Here is an 18,603-nt window from a genome sequence, read left to right on the forward strand (position 1 = left end):
TTGAATAAGAAATTGATTAAAAAGAAAAAAAAGATCATCGATATCGTAATTCCTTCCTTCAATGAAGAAGGCAATGTAGTTGCACTTCATGATCGTTTAAAGGCGGTAATTCCGGAGAGATACGATTATAAAATAATCTTTGTGGATGATGGAAGTTCGGACGGAACTTTGAGAGAAATAAGAAAACTATCGATACAAAATTCAAAGATTCGATTCCTATCATTTTCCAAAAACTTCGGTCACCAGATCGCTCTGAAGGCTGGTCTTGATCATTCCGACGCCGATTGTGTAATTTCTTTGGACGCAGATCTGCAACACCCCCCGGAATTAATTCCGGCCCTAATTCAAAAATGGGAAGAAGGGAATGATATCGTTTATACAAAACGCTTAGACAATGAGAACGTAGGCCTTTTTAAAAAGGTAACGGCAAGAATATTTTATTCTTTATTGAACGGTCTTTCTGGGTTAAACATCGATCAAGGTGCGGCAGACTTTCGACTTCTCGATAAAAAAGTCGTGAATGTCTTAAAGACGTTTGAAGAAAGAAATCTTTTTATTCGAGGAATGGTTACTGGAATTGGTTTTCAAAAAAGTTTTCTTGAATATCAACCTGAAAAAAGAGTATGGGGAAAAAGTAAATACAGTCTAAAACGTATGTTTTTATTTGCGTTAGACGGAATCACCTCCTTTAGCGTAAAACCATTACATCTGGCGACGATCGCGGGTGTGGTTTTTTCCTTATTTTCGGGTATTTATGCACTTTATGCAATTATAATATTCTTCACTTCTGATAAAGCGGTTTCGGGCTGGACTTCCGTTTTGGTAAGTGTTTTGTTTATGGGTGGAGTTCAATTGATTGTCCTCGGAATTTTAGGGGAATACATTGGTAAAATGTTTCTTCAAACAAAAAACCGCCCCAATTATATCATTAAGGATTCGAATTTATGAAATCGAGTTTAGATAAATCCGAGATTCAACGAGAACATTTTAATAAAATTAAAGATAATTATAATAAGGCTCGGTCCGGCGCAAACCATTTGGCTTACAAGAAGGTTTGGTGGGATCGTTTGCTTACCTCTCTTTCGAATAAAATCGATAAAGATAAGAAATTATCCGGACTCGAGGCAATGTGCGGACTCGGCGAGGGATCTACTTTTCTAAAAGGAAAATTTCCTTTGATTCAGTTTGAAGGCTTTGATTATTCGGATGAAATGGTTATCGCTTGTAAAAAAGAAAATGGTGCCATGACTCGGGTATTTCACCAAGATATCTTAAAGTTTAACGAGAAAGAAAAATATGATATCGTAGTTCTTCTTGGAGGCCTTCACCACGTTCCGGATAGCGTCGATGTTGCGCTTACGAAAATTTATGCGAGCCTAAAAAAGGGCGGGCTTTTTATCAATTTAGAACCAACGCATAATAATTTTCTATTTAAGTGGGTGAGGGAAAGGATTTATAAAAAGAACGCATTGTTTGAAGAAAGCTCGGAAAGAGGATTTGAGTTAAAGGAATACAATCGACTTTTGAAACAATCAGGATTTCAAATTTTGGATCAGTTCTACCCTGGATTATTAGGATATGTACTTTATTATAATCCGGATGCATTTCCATTCTTAGATAGGGGCTCCGTAAAGATTGCTCGAGGTCTTTCAAACTTGGATTGGATACTCGGTAAGACGATCCTCGGAGAATATTTTTCCTTTGCCACTTGGTCGGTTTGTAAAAAGTGAATCTATTAATGAAAGAATTTCTCTGGAGTCCTTACCAGTTTGTATTTCTTGGATCTTTCTTGCTGCTTTACTTAGCTGAGAATCAGTTTAAATGGAATCGAAAGACGGTTCTTGGCGCTTCCGCTTTTGTCGCACTTAGCCTCTCGATCTATTTGTTCGGACCGAATCTGAAAGCTAAATGGTGGTTGATTGACGATCACGAAATTTTTTATTTTCTAAAATCAAAGGATTCACAATCAAGCTGGCTGCAATACTTCTATATACTCCTGAATCAAACGGAAGTGGGAAACTTCGGCAACAGCCAGAGGTATCGTTCGTCCTATTATTTTCTTCGCGTCTTTGAAACTTTACTCTGGAAAGATAACCCACTTTTATGGTATTCTTTTCGATTAGGCATCGCCGCTTTATTTAGTTTTTCTATCTTAAAACTTTTAACAAAATATTTTTCTTTTTCTCTCTCCTTTCTATTTTTGCTTTCAGTTTTTTCTTTACGCTATTGGTCCGATATCTTTTCCCGAATGGCGACGAGTGAAACTTATGCGGTACTCGGTATAAGTTTGATTCTAATCGGAATTTCAAATTTTCGGAATCAATCTTCTAATTCTTTGTGGACTTATGTTTCGATTGCAGTCGGTGTAATGATTGCGGAAGGTGCTAAGGAGAATTTCCTAATTTTCATTTGTATTCCTCTCTTGATTTTATTTTTGGAAAGAAAGACGTTGAAGACTTGGAGTTCAAAGGTTGTTTTGACGGTCCCGATTGTTTATGGAGGAAGTATTTTGCTTTCTCTGTATTTATTCTTTAGAAAGGTTCAAGTCGATATTTACGGAAATAGTACAAAAGCCTCGGATAGGCTGTCTGTTTTTCTCAATTATTTAAACAATGAGTTAGTCATCGGTTGTATGATTTTGATTGGTATTTTGATCATACTGATTGTTTTTTATTCGATAAAATTTAGAAAGTACTCTGTTTCTTTTCCGGAATTGATTCCATTCTTCTTTTTCGGGCTCTTACTTATCAATATCCTTTTTTACAACGGGAGTTGGCCGACAAATTCTAGATATGATTTTCCTGGACTTTTGGGATATCAATGTGTGATAGCTTTTACGGTTTATTTGATTGTTTCGAAAATTTTAGACCTTGCAAAGGTAACTCTTCCCGAAAAGAATTTTGTTGCGAACCTAATTTTAATTTTCTTTCTATGTTCGTTTACTCCGTTGAGCAGTATAACAAATCTGCAAAGAGATTCACGAATCAATATGAAGAGAACGCAAGAGTTTACTTCTTTTTTGAATGTCTTTCTCGCTGATAAATCGGATCGTTTTATTATTTTTTATGTAAACCAGGCATTCGACTTTGAACCCGTTGACTCTTTTTTGAGATTCTTAAATTACTATGAAGATGCACGGCATCGGATGCTCATCGTGACAAAGTCGGAAGCCGAATCCAAATTTAAAAACGGTCTTTTGAATTATTTAAGAACGGTTTCAAAAGATGGATCTGTCGAAAGGAAAATTTTACCCTTCGACTCGAAGGCTTTAAAGGGGAAGCCGTGTATTCTTTTACTCTTTCCTCCAGCCTCCTTACAAGACGCGCCTAATATTCCGGAGTGTAAGGATGTAGATATTAAACTTGTTCCGTTTCAATAAAGGGTTGATAAGATCTTTATAGGATCTCCTTGATTTGTGCGCGCTGTTATCTCTAAAGATATTCTTTCTATATTACGGTTTAATAATGAGTAATTACCGTCTGAAATTCTTCTTTTGAAAGCTATGAAAACACCAAAAGTATCCATCATCACAATCAATTACAATGATCGAGAGGGTCTCGAAAAGACAATCCTTTCCGTTCGAAATCAAAACTTCGATCAGTATGAGCATGTTATCATAGACGCAGGTTCCAAGGACGGAAGTGTCGACGTTATTAAGAAATATAAGGATAAAATTTCTCATTGGGTAAGCGAGAAGGATAAAGGGATTTACGACGGCCAAAATAAAGGAATCTCAGCTGCGAGGGGAGAATATTGTCTATTTCTCAATTCAGGCGATTTTCTTGTCGACTCGAATGTTCTAAAAGATGTGTTCTCAAAAGATCACAAAGAAGATTTTCTCTACGGGGATATGCTAATTGATTCCGGAATTGGAAAGGTCGTTTACGGAAAGAGTCCCGAAGACTTGGATCTATACTTTCTATCTTACGGAGTGCTTTGGCACTGCGTAACCTTTATTCGCAGATCCTTATTTAAGAAATTTGGAATGTATGATACATCTTATAAAATCGCCGCAGATGTGGATTTTTTTCTAAAGGCGATCGGAGTTGGCGCTTCTTCTTGGCGATACATTTCCGAAAGGCCGATTAGTCAATTTAATACTTTCGGTTTTGGTTCGAATCCGAAGAATGAAAAACTTCTGGAGGACGAAAGGGCTCGTATGAGAAACGATTATTTGTCGCCTGCCACCTTGAATCTTTTAGCACAATATCATAAAATGAAGAAGGATTATACAATCTTTTCCTACTTTTATTTGCCCCAGATTCTAAACCTCTTTCGTAATCTTTCTTTTCTGAGAACTCTAAATCGAAAGATTTTTCAATTTCTTAATAGGTGACCGATTAAATTGAAAATACTCGTTTTTATAAATCACTTTTACGGCAAAAATCCTTTTTTTAAAGGAAGATCGACGGTTGATACGGAAAAACTTTCTCCGAAACTTCTTAAAAAAACGGAAGAGAGAAAACTACATTTACAAACAACGATTCGTTCCTTAAAAACTTTAGGCGACTCGGTCGATATAAAAATCTGCGGGTATCAGGGGAAGTCTTTGGTGGACTTGGATTTTGATTTTGAGAATACGATTGATAAACCGACGGACATTATGTATGCCAGTTTGTTGAAGATGGGTGAGTTCATTGAAGAATATGATTACTTCATCAATATCGAAGATGATATTCTCTTAGAAAAAGAGGCCTTTGATAGAATCGTTTCGTTTGATGAAAATTCTGAAATCAATGAGATCTTACATCCAAATCGCTTGGAAAGGGATCAGCGGGGAAAACTTTTTTGCATCGATTTGAAATGTGTTCCCGGTTGGACTTATAATCAGAAAACATTTTTTGGTAAAAAATTTCGACAAGCTATCAATCCCCATTCCGGCCTTGCAATTTTTAGAAAAGATAAATTTAAATACGCCCTTGATAAATCGGATATTCAGTCTCGGACTATTCAACTTTACCTTGGGATGGATTCCGCTTTTGCGAGTATCCATTCTCCGTTTTTATTGTGGAGGTCTTTCGAAGAGGAAAGGTTTCATTCGGTTTTTCATCAAGACAAGTGGGTTCAACCAAAACAAGATCTTATTACTTCCATCAATTGGAGGGATTTTGTTCCTCTTGTGATTCCTAAAATTCTCAAATACTTGGCTTTGTCCGTCGGCATTAAGTTTTAATTTACCTTTTTCATCTTGAGTTCAAGATGATCTAAAGAATTTTTTAGATTCTTTCTCTATTCATTTTACAATGCAAAAAATCAATTTTCTTTTTCCCAGAGTCTCTCTTTTTCTTCAGAAGCTCCGTTATTTATTCAGACAATACCAGTATTTCTTTTTTAGATATACAACGAAGAATGTCGATACCGACTCGCTTCACTATCGACCTTTGATCAGCATTTTGGTTCCGGTTTACAATACACAGCTAAAACACTTGAAGGCGATGCTTCAATCGGTGAAATGCCAGACTTACGAAAATTGGGAATTGATCTTGCTCGATGATGCGTCTCCCGATGAAAAACCTGGGATCTATTTGAAAGAGGAAGCAAAGAGAAATTCCAAAATTCGCTATTATCGTTCTGAAAAAAACGGAGGGATCAGCATTGCGACGAGACGCGCGTTAGGATATGCTTCCGGAGAATACATCGCGTTTCTGGATCACGACGATCGGTTGTCAAAGGATGCGTTATGGACCATTGTCGATGCTCTTCAAGAGAAGACGAATCGTCCTGAGTTTTTATATTCCGACGAAATTTTTCAGTCTAAAAACTTAGGAGTTTTTTCCGTGTCCGCTAAACCGGATTTTTCTCCGGAGAAATTGATTTCGCATAATTATATCTGTCACTTTGTAGTAGTTGCAAAAAATCTAATAGAAAAAATGGGCGGGATACGAGAAGGATACGACGGAAGCCAGGATCATGAGTTTGCGCTTCGGGCTTCTCGCCATACGGATCGAATTCGAAGGCTTCCATTTTTCTTATATATTTGGCGTTTGCATGGGGAAAGTTTCTCGAGAAAGAAGGCCGAAGTCTGCGAAAGAAGTTCACAGAAAGCGATTGCCGAATACTATGCGGAAAAAAACGAAATCGTAGAACGCATCGATCCCGGTCACTATCCGTTTACATATCACGCGCTGCGTAAACCCAAGACAAAACGTTCGATGCTTATAGTCGTTCTGAAATCCGACTTAGAACTCGATAGCCTATATTCAAGAATTTTAAAACTTACCAAAACGACTTCGAACGTAACTTTTGAAATTGCGATCGGAGTGGATGAGATGGAAGAAGCTCAAGTTTCGAAATGGACTTTTCCGGAGAATATAAAGATTCATTTGCGAAAATCTTCGAGTCGAAATCTGAACTCCAAAGAAATCAATCGTCTTGTCTCCGATACAAAAGGAGATTTTATTTTTCTCTGGAATCCAATCCTAAGTCCTCTAAAAGAAGACTGGCTCTATGAGTTATTGCAGCACGGAGAATCGAATGGGATCGGCGCTGTTTCACCGGTTGTCACAAATCCTAAGAGAGAGCTTCTTTATTCTTCTTTGATCTTTGGAAAAGAGGGTTTTATTGGAATTTCCGGAAACGGACTTTCAGCAAAGAAGGCAAAAATTTGGTCCGGAGAATGGATCGAAAAAAACGTTTCAGCCCTTTCAAAAAATATTCTTCTGATCTCTCGTAATAACTGGGAAATGCTGCAAGGGATAGATGAGGCATTGAGTGATTCTTATTGGGACGTGGATCTTTCGATTCGTCTCAGAGAAAAAGGGCTGAGACTCGTAAGTAATCCTTTTTCAGAATTCTTAAACGAATCAGAGCTTGATTGTTTTTCGGAATTTCATCCGGGAAATTCTAAAGTAAAAACGGATCGAAAGATTCTTCTTAAGAAATGGGGAGATCGTCTGGAAACGGATCCTTTTTATTCTCCTCATTTGGACTTAGTAGGAGCGGATCGTCTCCCGAAAGGATTGCTTCACGGTTTTTGTGAATGGTTTTGGAAACGCAGGTGGAAGTCCTAAATGCTTTTTAAGCACATGAGGTTTTTATTTTTTCAGCCTCCCTTTCTTTCCTTATTGATAAATAAATTTTGATCGCGAAGTGCGAAATCTAAAATTCTTTGGTATTCTTATGCTGGATTTTAGAATTTTTTAGCTTTCGATCCAGTAAAGGTATATGCAATTTAAAAGATTTCCTATAGAAGGCCCTGTCCTTATCGAACCGAAAGTTTATGGAGACGAACGAGGTTTTTTCTTTGAATCCTTCAAGACATCGACCTTCGTGAACGAAAACATTCCCGTTGATTTTCATCAAGATAATCACTCCCGATCATCGCGCGGAGTTCTGCGAGGGATGCACTTTCAGATTCCTCCTTATGAACAAGGGAAACTTGTGCGTGTCGTTCGAGGCAGAGTAATAGACGTGATCATTGATATTCGCAAGGGATCGCCTACGTTTGGTCAATGGATTTCCGCGGATCTATCAGAGGAGAATAAGAATATTTTCTGGGTTCCTCCTGGTTTTGCGCACGGATTCATAACTTTAGAAGATAATACCGACTTTCTCTACAAAGTAACGCAAGAATACAATCCCCAGAAAGAGATCGGAATCCGATGGGAAGATCCTGCTATCGGAATTCCTTGGAAGACTTGGTTGCCTGATTTCGATTTTATCATTTCCAAAAGAGATCATGAAACTCCGTTCCTTTCCGATTTTCAAACTCCATTCGTATATTAGAATATGATATTTTACTCAGGTAAAAACGGTCAGTTGGGCTGGGAATTGTCGAAAAGATTCGAATCCAGCGGTTTTTCTTCGAAAGGATTCGGTAGAGAAGAATGGGATCTTTCGAATCTGGATGTTATCGATTCGATTCTTTCTCAGAATCCAAAGTTTCTCGTTCATTGCGGGGCTTACACCGCGGTGGACAAAGCCGAGACGGAAAAAGAAGCCGCGTTTCAAATCAATTCTTTAGCGGTTAAAAAAATTGCAGAAGAATGTCTTAAAAGAAAAATTCATCTGATCCATGTTTCCACCGATTTCGTTTTTGATGCGTCCTCGGAAACAATAGGAGGTACAATTCGATTTTGGAAGACCAACTCTCCGCTTTCCCCGAAGGGCGTCTACGGAACTTCAAAGGCGGAAGGCGAAACTTGGGTCCGTAAGACGTTTCAAAATTCTTCCCAAGCGAATATCATTCGTACGAGTTGGGTTTACTCCGCGCACGGCGGTAATTTTCCAAAAACCATTTTACGACTTCTGGGAGATCCAAATCGAGCCGAATTAAAAGTGATCGAAGATCAACTGGGTAGGCCGACCTGGGCGGGGAGACTTGCGGACTTTATAATATTCTTAATTCAGGAAACTCTTAAGGGACAAACCTTTCCGCAGACGATGCATTTTTCAAATTCCGGAATTGCGAGCTGGTTTGATTTTGCCGTTTCCGTTAGAGACTTAGCTCATTCCCATTCTCTTATAAATAAAGCAAAACCGATTTTCCCGATCCCTACGGAAAGTTATCCTACCCCGGCGCCTAGGCCGCGTTATTCGATTTTAGATTTGGAAGAAACAAGAAATATATTCGGCCCGATTCCTCATTGGAGAGAAGACTTAGAACTTTGTCTCAAAGAGATCGCGGCGAGTTCTGGAAATAAAGCATGAAAAACATTTTAGTCACCGGAGGGGCCGGCTTTATCGGCTCCAACTTCGTTCATCAGATTTTGGAAGATACGAAGGAATATCACGTTTTTGTTTTGGATAAACTTACATATGCTGGAAATTTGAAAAGTTTGGACCGTTGGAAAAACGACCCGCGGTTTACCTTTATCAAAGCGGATATTGCGGTGAAAGACGATGTCTTCTCCATCTTTCAAAAACATTCCTTTGATTACGTGGCTCATTTCGCCGCGGAAAGTCACGTGGATCGTTCGATCTTAGGGCCTGAAGAGTTTATCAAAACGAATGTCCTTGGAACATTCTACCTCTTGGACGCGGCACGTTTGCAGTGGAAAGATGAGTATAAAGGAAAGAAGTTTCTTCACGTTTCTACGGATGAAGTTTTCGGGACGTTAGGCGAAACTGGATTCTTTACGGAAGAAACTCCTTATGCGCCGAATTCTCCTTATTCGGCTTCGAAAGCGGGTTCGGATCATATCGTTCGATCCTACTTTCATACATACCACATGCCGGTCGTTACCACCAATTGTTCCAATAATTACGGGCCTTATCATTTTCCGGAAAAATTAATTCCGCTTATGATCTTAAATTGTCTTCACGCAAAACCTCTGCCCGTTTACGGGGATGGGAAGAATATTCGAGATTGGTTATATGTTAAGGATCACTGCACCGCACTCAGCGCTGCGCTCTTTCAAGGGGTTCCGGGTGAAACTTACAATATCGGAACTCGAAACGAGAAAAAAAATATCGATATCGTTCATTCCATTTGTTCGATCATGGACGAGTTGCATCCTTCGGGGGCTCCTCATTCTCAATTGATCCAGTATGTCAAGGACAGACCGGGGCACGATTTTCGATACGCGATCGATCCTTCGAAAATTGAAAAAGAACTCGGGTGGAAGCCGAAGTCCAGTTTTGAATCGGCGCTTCGAGAGACGATCGAATGGTATTTGGCTAACGAATCCTGGTGGAAAGAAATTCTTTCCGGCGAGTATAAAGAATATTATCAAAATCAATACGAGACACGTTAAATGAAATCTAGAAAAGGGATCATTCTCGCGGGCGGATCCGGCACAAGACTCTACCCGGTTACTCACGTAATTTCAAAACAGCTTCTTCCGGTTTATGATAAACCGATGATATACTATCCTCTTACCACTTTGATGTTGGCGGGTATTAGAGAAATCTTAATCATCTCGACGCCGCAAGCAACTCCGATGTATCAGGAACTTCTTGGAGATGGGAAACGTTGGGGACTTGAAATCGAATACGAAGTGCAACCGGATCCGGGCGGGCTCGCGCAAGCGTATCTCATCGGAGAAAAATTTGTCAACGGTCATCCGTCCGTTTTGATTTTAGGAGATAATATCTATTTCGGTCACGAGCTCTCCGAACTTTTAAGCGATGCTTCCGAGAAAGAATCCGGTTCGACCGTTTTTGCTTATCCTGTTCACGATCCCGAACGCTACGGGGTCGTAGAATTTGATTCCAATCGGCGAGCGATTTCTATCGAGGAAAAACCTGTAAAACCTAAGTCGAGTTATGCGGTAACGGGTTTGTATTTTTATGACGAACAAGTCGTCGAGATCGCAAAAGCGATTAAACCTTCACCGAGGGGAGAATTGGAAATCACAGACGTAAATCGTGTCTACCTGGAAAGAGGGGAGTTGAACGTTCAAGTGATGGGGCGCGGATACGCGTGGCTTGATACGGGAACTCACGAATCGCTTTTAGAGGCTTCCGTTTTTATCGAGACGATTGAAAAACGTCAGGGGCTTAAAGTGGCCTGTCCGGAAGAAATTGCGTTTCGAAAAGGATTTATAAGCGCGTCTCAACTGGAAGAATTGATCGAACCCTTGAAGAAGAACGGCTACGGACAATACCTCATCAAAATCCTCAACGAAAAGTTTTACTAAAAAGAAACTTATTGATCTCTTAAGAAAATGATTTCGAGCAAAGAGAACGTTTTGAATGTCAGAACTCAGACCTTAAATTCTTGCTGTTCTAACGTTTTGTTTCTATGATATATTATAATATTCTAACAATCACATATAATTCCGAAAAATTCATTCAGGCTCTGGACGGGTCTATGGATCTCCCGCCAAATTGGAATTGGGTAATTTGGGATAATCATTCTCAGGATAATACGGCCTCGATTCTTTCCGATATCTCAAAGAAAACACAGAGGATCGTTCATATACACGATCGAAATCTCGGATTTGCCGGCGGAAATAACGAAGCGAGTAAGATTGCTCCGCAATCGGATTGGATTCTTCTCATCAACCCGGACGCGAGATTGAACTCCGATTTTTTCAAACAGTGCGAAACCACTTTGGAATCGAGAGGGAAAGAATATTCTATTTTTTCCTTTTTGATGTTAAAAGAAAATCAAGGTGAGATTGTCGACGGAGCGGGGGACGTCTATCACGTTTCGGGCGCCGCTTGGAGAAGGGGTTACAAACAAAAACTTTCGAAAGAATATTTAACGGAAGAAGAAATCTTTTCCGCGTGCGGCGGAGCGATGGCGATCAAAACGGATCTCTGGAAAAAACTCGGAGGATTTGATTCCGATTTTTTTTGTTACATGGAAGACGTTGACCTAAGTTTTAGAGCGAGGCTTCTCGGTGAAAGAGTTCTTTTTGCGCCGAATATAAAAGTCTTTCATCACGGATTTGGTTCCACAAAGGAAAGAAGTTCTTTTTCTTTGTATTACGGTTTACGAAACGCTTTGATCGTTTATTGGAAGAATATGCCCTTATGGTTTGTGTTCCGATTTATGTTTCATCATTTTCTTTTTTTCTCGATCAGTATTTTCTTTCATTCCTTGTTTACGAGCCCTAAGATTCTACTCGTTCCTTTTGCTTTTTTACGATATCTTCCCGGGCTCATCGTTAAACGAATTCGTTTTCGTAAGAATCGAATCGTTAAGTCGAGTAAACTTCTTCGCTGGATGAGCCGAGGTCCATTGGCTCCTTTCCGCAAAAAATAATATGCAAAAATCGTTTTCTCCGATTGCAATCATCGTAACTTTTAATCCGGAACTTCTATCCACTCTTGAGAATATTCAAAACTTAAACGCAAAGAATGTTCCCGTTCTCGTCGTAGACAATCAATCGAAAAATATCGAGAAGATTCGCTCACAAATTCAAAAGCCGAATCTTCTGATTGAAAACGAAAACAATCTTGGGCTCGGATACGCTCTCAACAGAGGAATTGAATACGCAAAGAAGAATTCTTATTCGCACGTTTGGCTATTTGATCAGGATAGCCTTCTACAAATCGAAGCGATCGAAACGTTTCTACAAATCGTAAGTAGGGATGAAAATCGAAGGATCCGTGGAAAAAAAATCGGATCCTATGGACCGAACATTTTTGATACAATCAAAAATCGTAATATTTATGGAATTGAGAATGGAAACGGCCTTTTAGAAAATTCGTTTCTCATTACGTCGGGGAGCTTTTATTCGATTGCGGTTTTGGAAGACGTAGGACTTATTAACGAAGACTTTTTTATCGATTACCTGGATTACGAATGGTGCTTTCGAGCGGCTCACAAAGGTTATGTTCACTGCGTAGTGTGTGAAGCACGAATGAAACATTCGATCGGGAATCAGTCCAGAAGAATCCTATGTTTATTTTCTATTTCGATCCATTCTCCCTTTCGTTGGTATTTTTTATTTCGAAACGGTTTTCTCATTTGTAAGATGTCGCATATTCCATTTCGGTTTAAATTGGAGGTGCTTTTTAAAACGGGTCTTCGTTTTTGGATTCTCCCTTTTTTATCCGCCTCCATCTTACAAACGTATCGCCATATTTTTTGGGGAATCTTTGACGGAATCACCGGCAAGGAATCTTCATTCTTTAAAAAACTAGTATTAAAAAAATAGAATCTGTTTAAGGATCGTATTTTGATTTCCGGACTTACCGTTTCCCTCGTCATTTATAAGCCGAACTTGGAAGTGCTAAAAGAATCGTTAGATTCTCTTTTGCAGTCCGTTCTATATCAAAGCCAAAATGGGACCGAAAGATTGGAATTCGTTGTGGATCTCATAGACAATTCTCCCGAACGCAGCGAAGGCGCCGACAAAATTTTAGAGGAACTTCAAGCGAGAAAGGATTTAAAAAAGACGAAAATTGATTTTAGATATTTTCATTTTCCGGAGAATCTTGGTTACGGCGCCGCAAACAATCGATCTATCTTAGAATCGAAAAAAAAATTTCATCTTGTATTGAACCCAGATATCAAAATGATTCCGGAGACGATCGAGCTTTGTGTTCGTTATCTAAAGGAAAATCCGACGTGCGACGCGGTGGTTCCGAGCGTTCTAAATTGGGAAAGTTTTGGGAAGGAAGCCGATTTCAACGATCTGCAATTTCTTGTAAAATCGTATCCTTCGGTTTTTGTTTTATTTCTGAGATCGTTTGCGCCCCGCTTTCTAAAACGAATCTTTCATAAACGATTGGACTCTTATGATCTGAGAGAAAAGGACTGGCAATTGACCCAAAAATCCGTTCCTCTGGTCAGCGGTTGTTTTATCTTTGCAAGAACGGAATCCCTTCAGAAAATTCGAGGTTTTGACGAATCGTTCTTTTTGTATTTCGAGGATTTCGATTTATCCATGCGTTTAAACCGCAAAGATTATTTTCCGGAAGTTAGGATCTATCACAAGGGTGGAAATTCTTCTAAAAAAGGTTTTTTGCATATTCGACTTTTTGCAATTTCTGCGTTTCGTTTTTTTAGAAAGTTTGGTTGGAAGTGGATTTGAGTTTTTCTTTTACGAACGTAAAGACCGTATTCATCAGGAAACCATTATGAAACAAAAACCGCTTACAATTCTTATCATGTTACTTTGTTTGGGCGGTTTATTTTTCGTTCAACTCTGGCTCGGAATTCCGTTTTCCGTTTCCGTGATGATCAGTATTTTTACTCTCGCAGCCGTCTTTTGGGTAACGGAGCCGATTCCCGGTTACGCGACTTCCATCCTAATCATATTTTTAGAAATCCTATTCTTTGCAAATCCGTTAGGCCTTCCTCTACTTAAAGTTGCACAAGGTAAGAATCCGGCGGCTTCCGTCTTTCTTTCTTCGATCGCAGATTCTTCGATCCTTTTGTTTTTAGGCGGTTTCGTATTAGCAAAAGCCAGTGTAAAAACCGGATTGGATCGTTTTCTTGCAAATCGAGTGATTCGTAAGTTCGGAACAAAGAGCCATCAGGTTCTTCTGGGTTTTATGTTCACTACCGGTTTTATTTCCATGTGGATGAGTAATACCGCGACGACTTCTCTAATGATTGCGTTATCTTATCCTCTGTTTCAAATTCTCCCAGAAAAGGAACCGTTTCGTAAAGCCCTTCTTTTGGGAATCCCATTTGCCGCAAACATAGGCGGAGTGGGAACTCCGATCGGTTCTCCGCCGAATATCATCGCCATGAGCCTTTTAAAACAGCAAGGGATTTCTGTTTCCTTTGGCACGTGGATCCTGTTCGCATTGCCGTTAGTCGTCATTCTGATTATTTCTACTTGGTTTTTACTTTTGAAATTGTTTCCGGAAGACGGGTCTCTGGAGTTAGTCGTTGAGTTTCCGGAGGTAGAGGGTGGAACCGGTTCGTATTCGTTTCAAGTTGCGGCATTCATCTTTTTGGGAACTGTCCTACTTTGGTTTACTGAAAATCTACACGGGATTCCGGCGGGAGTGATCGCGCTTTTGCCTCTCATTCTTTTTCCTGCGTTTGGAATTTTGAACGAGAAAGATATCAATTCTCTGGAATGGTCCGTTCTTTTGTTGATCGCCGGTGGGATTGCGATAGGAGTTGGTTTGCAACAGAGCGGGATGAGTCTTTGGTTTTCGGATATCCTAAAACCCATTACGAAACCGGAATATGCGGTTAGCGTGTTATTTCTTCTTTGTATTTTGGCTCTTCTTTTAAGCACCTTTATGTCGAACACGGCGGCCACCAATCTTCTTGTTCCATTTGCGTTTCCGCTTTCCGTCATCATCCTTCCCGGATCGCAAGTCTATCTTTTGGAAGTTTGTCTAGGAATCGCGTTGTCCGCTTCTCTTGCGATGTCCCTGCCTGTGAGCACTCCTCCGAACGCAATTGCCTACGCGGTGGGAGGTTTTGAAATCAGAGATATGATCAAGGCCGGATTGCCGGTAGGGCTTTTCGGTTTGCTTTTGACTTTGATCGGTTATTTTATATTTCTCTAATGTATCTATTTCCTCCTTAAAGTTTCTCTCACCAATCGCGACGTCCGTCGCATTCCTCATCACCCGTCTCGACTATTTGATTTTAATTTCAAAATAAATTTTTCGGAATACTTTGGTAAAATTTTGCTTGTGGAAAACCATATTTATGGCACCATAAATATGTGAAAACTACCTTGGAAATCCCGGACACTCTCTACAAACAGGCCAAAATCAAGGCCGCGGAACGAGGCGTTTCGATGAGGGTCTTAATCATTACTGCGTTAGAGCACAACTTGAAAATGGAAGAAGAATACGCCAGAATCAAGGCTGCGGAAAAATTTGAATCCAATCGATACGGATGGCCGGTGCTTCCAAAACAAAAGGGGATTAAGGTCACAAACGAATTGATCAACCGACTCAAAGAGGAGGAAGGTTAGAGATGGCTTATCTTTTGGACGTGAACGTTTTGATCGCGCTCAGCGATGCAAATCATACCTTTCACGAGACGGCTTGGAGTTGGTTTGATCAGAAGTCGAGAAGGGGTTGGGCTACTTGTCCCATTACTCAGAACGCGCTTGTAAGAATTCTGAGCAACACGTCTTATCCCGGGAGTCCGGGCGGAGTCGAAGTTGTTTCTGAAATTCTTCATTCTCTCTTAAAGGTAAAAGGCCATAAGTTTGTTCCCGATAATATCTCCATCAATTCTCCTTCTTTGTTTTTGAAATTCGGGTTCGTAAGTTCGAAACAACTAACGGACGTTTATCTTTTGGCTTTGAGCGTTCATCATAAACTCAAATTTGCAACCTTTGATTCTAAGATTCCGTTTCGAGCCGTTGAAAGTGGAAAGGATCACCTCGAGCTCATTGTCGCTTAATCATTTATGGAAGAATTATTTAAGAATCTACCCGTTTTATTTTTTAAGGATCCGAAAGAATGGGAACGCTGGTTAAAGAAAAATCATTCCGAAGCTGCTCCGATTTGGATCAAGTTTGCAAAGAAAGAATCTAAAATCGTTTCTTTGACTTATGCGGAGGCTCTGGACGTCGCGCTTTGTTACGGTTGGATCGATAGTCAAAAGCAAAAATTCGACGATTCTTTCTGGTTACAGAAGTTTAGCGTTCGAGGCCCGAAAAGTATTTGGTCCAAGATCAATCAAGAAAAAACGAAAGCTCTGATAAAAGACGGAAAGATGAAACCGGCCGGACTCAAAGCAATCGAGGCCGCAAAGAAGGACGGTCGTTGGGATGCGGCCTATGAGTCCCAGAGTAAGGCGGAGATTCCAAAAGATTTTGCAAAACTTTTAAAACAGAATCCGGATGCGAAGGAATTCTTCGAGAGCCTAAATTCGGCGAATCGATATGCGATTTTGTTTCGCCTTCATCATACAAAAAAAGAAGAAACCAGGATAAAGAAGATGGATCAGTTGATCGAGATGTTGAAGCGGAAGGAAAAGTTTCACGATAACTCGAAAAAATAATTTTTCAGTTAGAATAGAATTCTCCGTAGAAATCGCGGATTGTATTTAAGTTGGAACCCGTTTTCGAACAGGATCCATTGAATTCTTAAAAATGTGGATTGAGGAAGATGTTCTTTCGCTTACTTTAGCAAACGTTCAGTCGGCTCGGAAAAATTCTTTCCTACGAAGGAACGTTTGATTCTCGCCGCTTCATCCGATGGATTGGAAGTTTGTGGTCCCTCTCTGATTTTTTACTTCGTCGCGATTCTCAAAAAAGATCTTTCCAAACTCGGGCAAAAGGAATAATTTACCTTCAGTGTCTTTTTTCATTCTTCAGATTCGGAAATTTTTTATTTTTAGCATCTCATTCATTTTGTTTTCCTGTCTTCTTCCGGAAACGATGGATTCCATCTCTAAAGAGGAAACTTCGGAATCTCCTTCCGCGCTCGCAATTCTCCAAGACAAGTTAGATTCCGTTTTGCATCCGGAACACAACCGAGATCCGGAACTTCTCAAGGTCCTCGCGGGTGGAGACGTTATGTTCAATTGGGGAATTCGAGATACGATTCAGAAACACGGAGAGATCGCACCCGTGGAAGGTCTAAAGACTCTTTTCGGAGAAGCCGATTTCAGAATGGTCAATCTGGAAACTCCGGTGGTTGCTTCCAAAACTGAAGAATCCAAAAAGGCTTACATCTTTACGGCCCATGAAAAAGATATGGAGTCCCTCAAGTTTTTGGGTGTGGATCTCGTCTTCTTGGGAAACAATCATTCCTTCGATCACGGGCCAAAGGGTATGGTTGAAACCTTATCTATATTAAAGAAAATTAATATTCTAAACGTCGGCGCCGGAAAAAAAATGCCCGAAGTTTTCGGACCCTTGAGTCTGAGCCTAAAAGGAACCGATCTTAGAATCCATTCCGTCACTTCGATCGCCGAGTCCGCGCACTACGCAACCGCCGTTAAGGCCGGGGTCGCTCCCTTTTTACTTCCTTCTCTCCAAGCCTCCTTTTTTGAAAGAAGGGGACGGTCGAATTCCGCCCCTCCCGTTAGGATGGTTTCGCTTCACTGGGGAGTGGAATATTCTCCTTTTCCCACCGTCGATCAGAGAAAGATCGCCCACGCGCTCATCGATTCGGGGGTGAAGGTCGTGATCGGTCATCATCCTCATATTCCACAAGGAATCGAGCTCTACAGAGGAGGGGTGATTCTCTATTCTCTGGGCAATCTCATTTTTGGAAGTAGGAACTCTTACCTAAACCACAATCTGATCGCGATTCTTCATATCCGAAAGAATGTTTTGGAAATGGTCGAACTCGTCCCGATATTCGGGAAATTCCAAAAAGAAGATCATAAAATTCGTCCCGTAATCGGAAAAGAGGCGAGGGAGTTCCTACAAGAGATCGCGGTCCTCTCCGGTGAACTCGGGACGGAACTCCGCGTGGAAGAAGAAAGAGCATTTCTCGACCTTCGACCCAATTCTCCCTTGACCCCGGGCTCTAAACGCAAAAAATAGGATAAATTATCGGTTCTTCTGCTCGTCGCGTTCCGCAGGCGGGCTTTAACCATAGGGGAAACAATTGAGAAACTACGAACTCACCACCATCACACGTGTGAGCTCTCGGGAAGTTGCAAAAACTGAGGTTCAAGAAACCTTAGGTAAGCATTCCGTTAGCATCACTTCCGACGAAGATTGGGGCCAAAGAAAACTCTGGCATCCGATCAAACACGAAGAGCAGGGCATCTTCCATCACTACAAGTGTAGCGCTTCTCCAGAAGCGATCGCAAAAGTGGAAAAGGATTTTCTAATCAACCAGAACATTCTTCGTTCCATGGTTGTCCGTCTCAATGGCTAATGATATCAATAGAGTGACTCTGGTCGGCCGCCTAACGCGGGACCCTGAGTTCAAATCGATCAACGGGACTTCTCTTGTAAACTTCTCACTGGCCAACGGCCGGACCTATGTGTCTAACGGTGAGAAGAGAGAAGAGTCTCATTTCTTCGATTGTGAAGTCTGGGGAAAACCGGCCGATATCATTCAACAGTATTGCAAAAAAGGCAAACAGATAGCGATTGAAGGACGACTGAAGCAGGACACTTGGGAAACTCCCGAAGGAAAGAAAGCGTCTCGTATCCGGATCGTAGTGGAGAATTTCCAACTACTCGGTTCGAGAGACGATTCTTCTTCCTCTCCAAGGGAATCATCCTCTTCTTCCGGAGGAAATTCTTATCCATCCTCTCCGGAATACTACAGCCCTGCACCGGATGGTGACGACGACATACCGTTTTAATGAGG

Annotated in this window: 20 protein-coding genes; all 20 read left to right on the plus strand. The window is 40.6% G+C overall.

Annotated features, from left to right (window positions below):
* A complete protein-coding gene (locus A0128_RS07570; protein ID WP_245667215.1) occupies positions 1–948 on the plus strand; it encodes a glycosyltransferase family 2 protein in 948 nt (315 codons plus the stop codon).
* Positions 945–1,730 (plus strand): class I SAM-dependent methyltransferase, encoded by a 786-nt coding sequence (locus A0128_RS07575; RefSeq protein ID WP_069606950.1) that lies wholly within the window; start codon positions 945–947, stop codon positions 1,728–1,730. The genes A0128_RS07570 and A0128_RS07575 overlap by 4 nt, the downstream gene beginning before the upstream one ends.
* A 59-nt stretch (positions 1,731–1,789) precedes the next feature.
* Entirely contained in the window at positions 1,790–3,379 is a 1,590-nt protein-coding gene (locus tag A0128_RS07580; protein WP_156781791.1) for a hypothetical protein, read from the plus strand.
* A gap of 123 nt (positions 3,380–3,502) precedes the next feature.
* Positions 3,503–4,336, plus strand: a complete 834-nt coding sequence (locus tag A0128_RS07585) for a glycosyltransferase family 2 protein (protein WP_069606952.1) — start codon at positions 3,503–3,505, stop codon at positions 4,334–4,336.
* 9 nt (positions 4,337–4,345) lie between these two features.
* Positions 4,346–5,173 (plus strand): hypothetical protein, encoded by an 828-nt coding sequence (locus A0128_RS07590; RefSeq protein WP_069606953.1) that lies wholly within the window; start codon positions 4,346–4,348, stop codon positions 5,171–5,173.
* 79 nt (positions 5,174–5,252) lie between these two features.
* Positions 5,253–7,010 (plus strand): glycosyltransferase family 2 protein, encoded by a 1,758-nt coding sequence (locus tag A0128_RS07595; RefSeq protein ID WP_427854346.1) that lies wholly within the window; start codon positions 5,253–5,255, stop codon positions 7,008–7,010.
* A gap of 154 nt (positions 7,011–7,164) precedes the next feature.
* The gene (gene rfbC, locus A0128_RS07600; RefSeq protein ID WP_069606955.1) at positions 7,165–7,725 is read left to right on the plus strand and encodes a dTDP-4-dehydrorhamnose 3,5-epimerase; all 561 of its coding nucleotides are present in this window, start codon (positions 7,165–7,167) and stop codon (positions 7,723–7,725) included.
* 3 nt (positions 7,726–7,728) lie between these two features.
* Positions 7,729–8,649, plus strand: a complete 921-nt coding sequence (rfbD, locus tag A0128_RS07605; protein WP_069606956.1) for a dTDP-4-dehydrorhamnose reductase — start codon at positions 7,729–7,731, stop codon at positions 8,647–8,649.
* On the plus strand, positions 8,646–9,695 hold the full coding sequence (gene rfbB / locus A0128_RS07610; RefSeq protein WP_069606957.1) for a dTDP-glucose 4,6-dehydratase: 1,050 nt from the start codon (positions 8,646–8,648) through the stop codon (positions 9,693–9,695). The genes rfbD and rfbB overlap by 4 nt, the downstream gene beginning before the upstream one ends.
* On the plus strand, positions 9,696–10,580 hold the full coding sequence (rfbA, locus tag A0128_RS07615; RefSeq protein ID WP_069606958.1) for a glucose-1-phosphate thymidylyltransferase RfbA: 885 nt from the start codon (positions 9,696–9,698) through the stop codon (positions 10,578–10,580).
* Positions 10,581–10,684: 104 nt separating this feature from the next.
* Entirely contained in the window at positions 10,685–11,653 is a 969-nt protein-coding gene (locus tag A0128_RS07620) for a glycosyltransferase family 2 protein (RefSeq protein WP_069606959.1), read from the plus strand.
* Between the two features lies 1 nt (position 11,654).
* Positions 11,655–12,551 (plus strand): glycosyltransferase family 2 protein, encoded by an 897-nt coding sequence (locus A0128_RS07625; protein ID WP_069606960.1) that lies wholly within the window; start codon positions 11,655–11,657, stop codon positions 12,549–12,551.
* Positions 12,552–12,572: 21 nt separating this feature from the next.
* Positions 12,573–13,430: a glycosyltransferase gene (locus A0128_RS07630; protein ID WP_069606961.1), complete on the plus strand. Its 858-nt coding sequence runs from the start codon at positions 12,573–12,575 to the stop codon at positions 13,428–13,430.
* A gap of 46 nt (positions 13,431–13,476) precedes the next feature.
* Entirely contained in the window at positions 13,477–14,871 is a 1,395-nt protein-coding gene (locus tag A0128_RS07635; RefSeq protein ID WP_069606962.1) for a DASS family sodium-coupled anion symporter, read from the plus strand.
* A 161-nt stretch (positions 14,872–15,032) separates the two neighbouring features.
* A complete protein-coding gene (locus A0128_RS07640) occupies positions 15,033–15,287 on the plus strand; it encodes an antitoxin (protein WP_069606963.1) in 255 nt (84 codons plus the stop codon).
* Between the two features lie 2 nt (positions 15,288–15,289).
* Positions 15,290–15,724 carry a TA system VapC family ribonuclease toxin gene (locus A0128_RS07645; protein WP_069606964.1) on the plus strand — a complete coding sequence of 145 codons (435 nt, stop codon included), beginning with the start codon at positions 15,290–15,292 and terminating at the stop codon, positions 15,722–15,724.
* A gap of 6 nt (positions 15,725–15,730) precedes the next feature.
* Positions 15,731–16,327 carry a YdeI/OmpD-associated family protein gene (locus A0128_RS07650; protein WP_069606965.1) on the plus strand — a complete coding sequence of 199 codons (597 nt, stop codon included), beginning with the start codon at positions 15,731–15,733 and terminating at the stop codon, positions 16,325–16,327.
* Positions 16,328–16,622: 295 nt separating this feature from the next.
* On the plus strand, positions 16,623–17,822 hold the full coding sequence (locus tag A0128_RS07655) for a CapA family protein (protein WP_069606966.1): 1,200 nt from the start codon (positions 16,623–16,625) through the stop codon (positions 17,820–17,822).
* 64 nt (positions 17,823–17,886) lie between these two features.
* Positions 17,887–18,162, plus strand: a complete 276-nt coding sequence (rpsF, locus tag A0128_RS07660; RefSeq protein ID WP_069606967.1) for a 30S ribosomal protein S6 — start codon at positions 17,887–17,889, stop codon at positions 18,160–18,162.
* Complete coding sequence (locus tag A0128_RS07665) at positions 18,155–18,598, plus strand: single-stranded DNA-binding protein (RefSeq protein WP_069606968.1); 444 nt, start codon at positions 18,155–18,157, stop codon at positions 18,596–18,598. Before rpsF ends, A0128_RS07665 begins: the two co-directional genes overlap by 8 nt.
* The last annotated feature ends 5 nt before the right edge of the window (positions 18,599–18,603 follow it).

The sequence above is a fragment of the Leptospira tipperaryensis genome, from assembly GCF_001729245.1.
In the GTDB taxonomy this organism is placed as follows: Bacteria; Spirochaetota; Leptospiria; order Leptospirales; family Leptospiraceae; genus Leptospira; species Leptospira tipperaryensis.

Bases quoted from the DNA above. Each gene is read 5' to 3' on its own strand.
- A0128_RS07575 (WP_069606950.1), top strand. From the start codon at position 945: ATGAAATCGAGTTTAGATAAATCCGAGATTCAACGAGAACATTTTAAT.
- A0128_RS07585 (WP_069606952.1), top strand. From the start codon at position 3,503: ATGAAAACACCAAAAGTATCCATCATCACAATCAATTACAATGATCGA.
- rfbC (WP_069606955.1), top strand. From the start codon at position 7,165: ATGCAATTTAAAAGATTTCCTATAGAAGGCCCTGTCCTTATCGAACCG.
- rfbD (WP_069606956.1), top strand. From the start codon at position 7,729: ATGATATTTTACTCAGGTAAAAACGGTCAGTTGGGCTGGGAATTGTCG.
- rfbB (WP_069606957.1), top strand. From the start codon at position 8,646: ATGAAAAACATTTTAGTCACCGGAGGGGCCGGCTTTATCGGCTCCAAC.
- rfbA (WP_069606958.1), top strand. From the start codon at position 9,696: ATGAAATCTAGAAAAGGGATCATTCTCGCGGGCGGATCCGGCACAAGA.
- A0128_RS07620 (WP_069606959.1), top strand. From the start codon at position 10,685: ATGATATATTATAATATTCTAACAATCACATATAATTCCGAAAAATTC.
- A0128_RS07625 (WP_069606960.1), top strand. From the start codon at position 11,655: ATGCAAAAATCGTTTTCTCCGATTGCAATCATCGTAACTTTTAATCCG.
- A0128_RS07635 (WP_069606962.1), top strand. From the start codon at position 13,477: ATGAAACAAAAACCGCTTACAATTCTTATCATGTTACTTTGTTTGGGC.
- A0128_RS07645 (WP_069606964.1), top strand. From the start codon at position 15,290: ATGGCTTATCTTTTGGACGTGAACGTTTTGATCGCGCTCAGCGATGCA.
- A0128_RS07650 (WP_069606965.1), top strand. From the start codon at position 15,731: ATGGAAGAATTATTTAAGAATCTACCCGTTTTATTTTTTAAGGATCCG.
- A0128_RS07665 (WP_069606968.1), top strand. From the start codon at position 18,155: ATGGCTAATGATATCAATAGAGTGACTCTGGTCGGCCGCCTAACGCGG.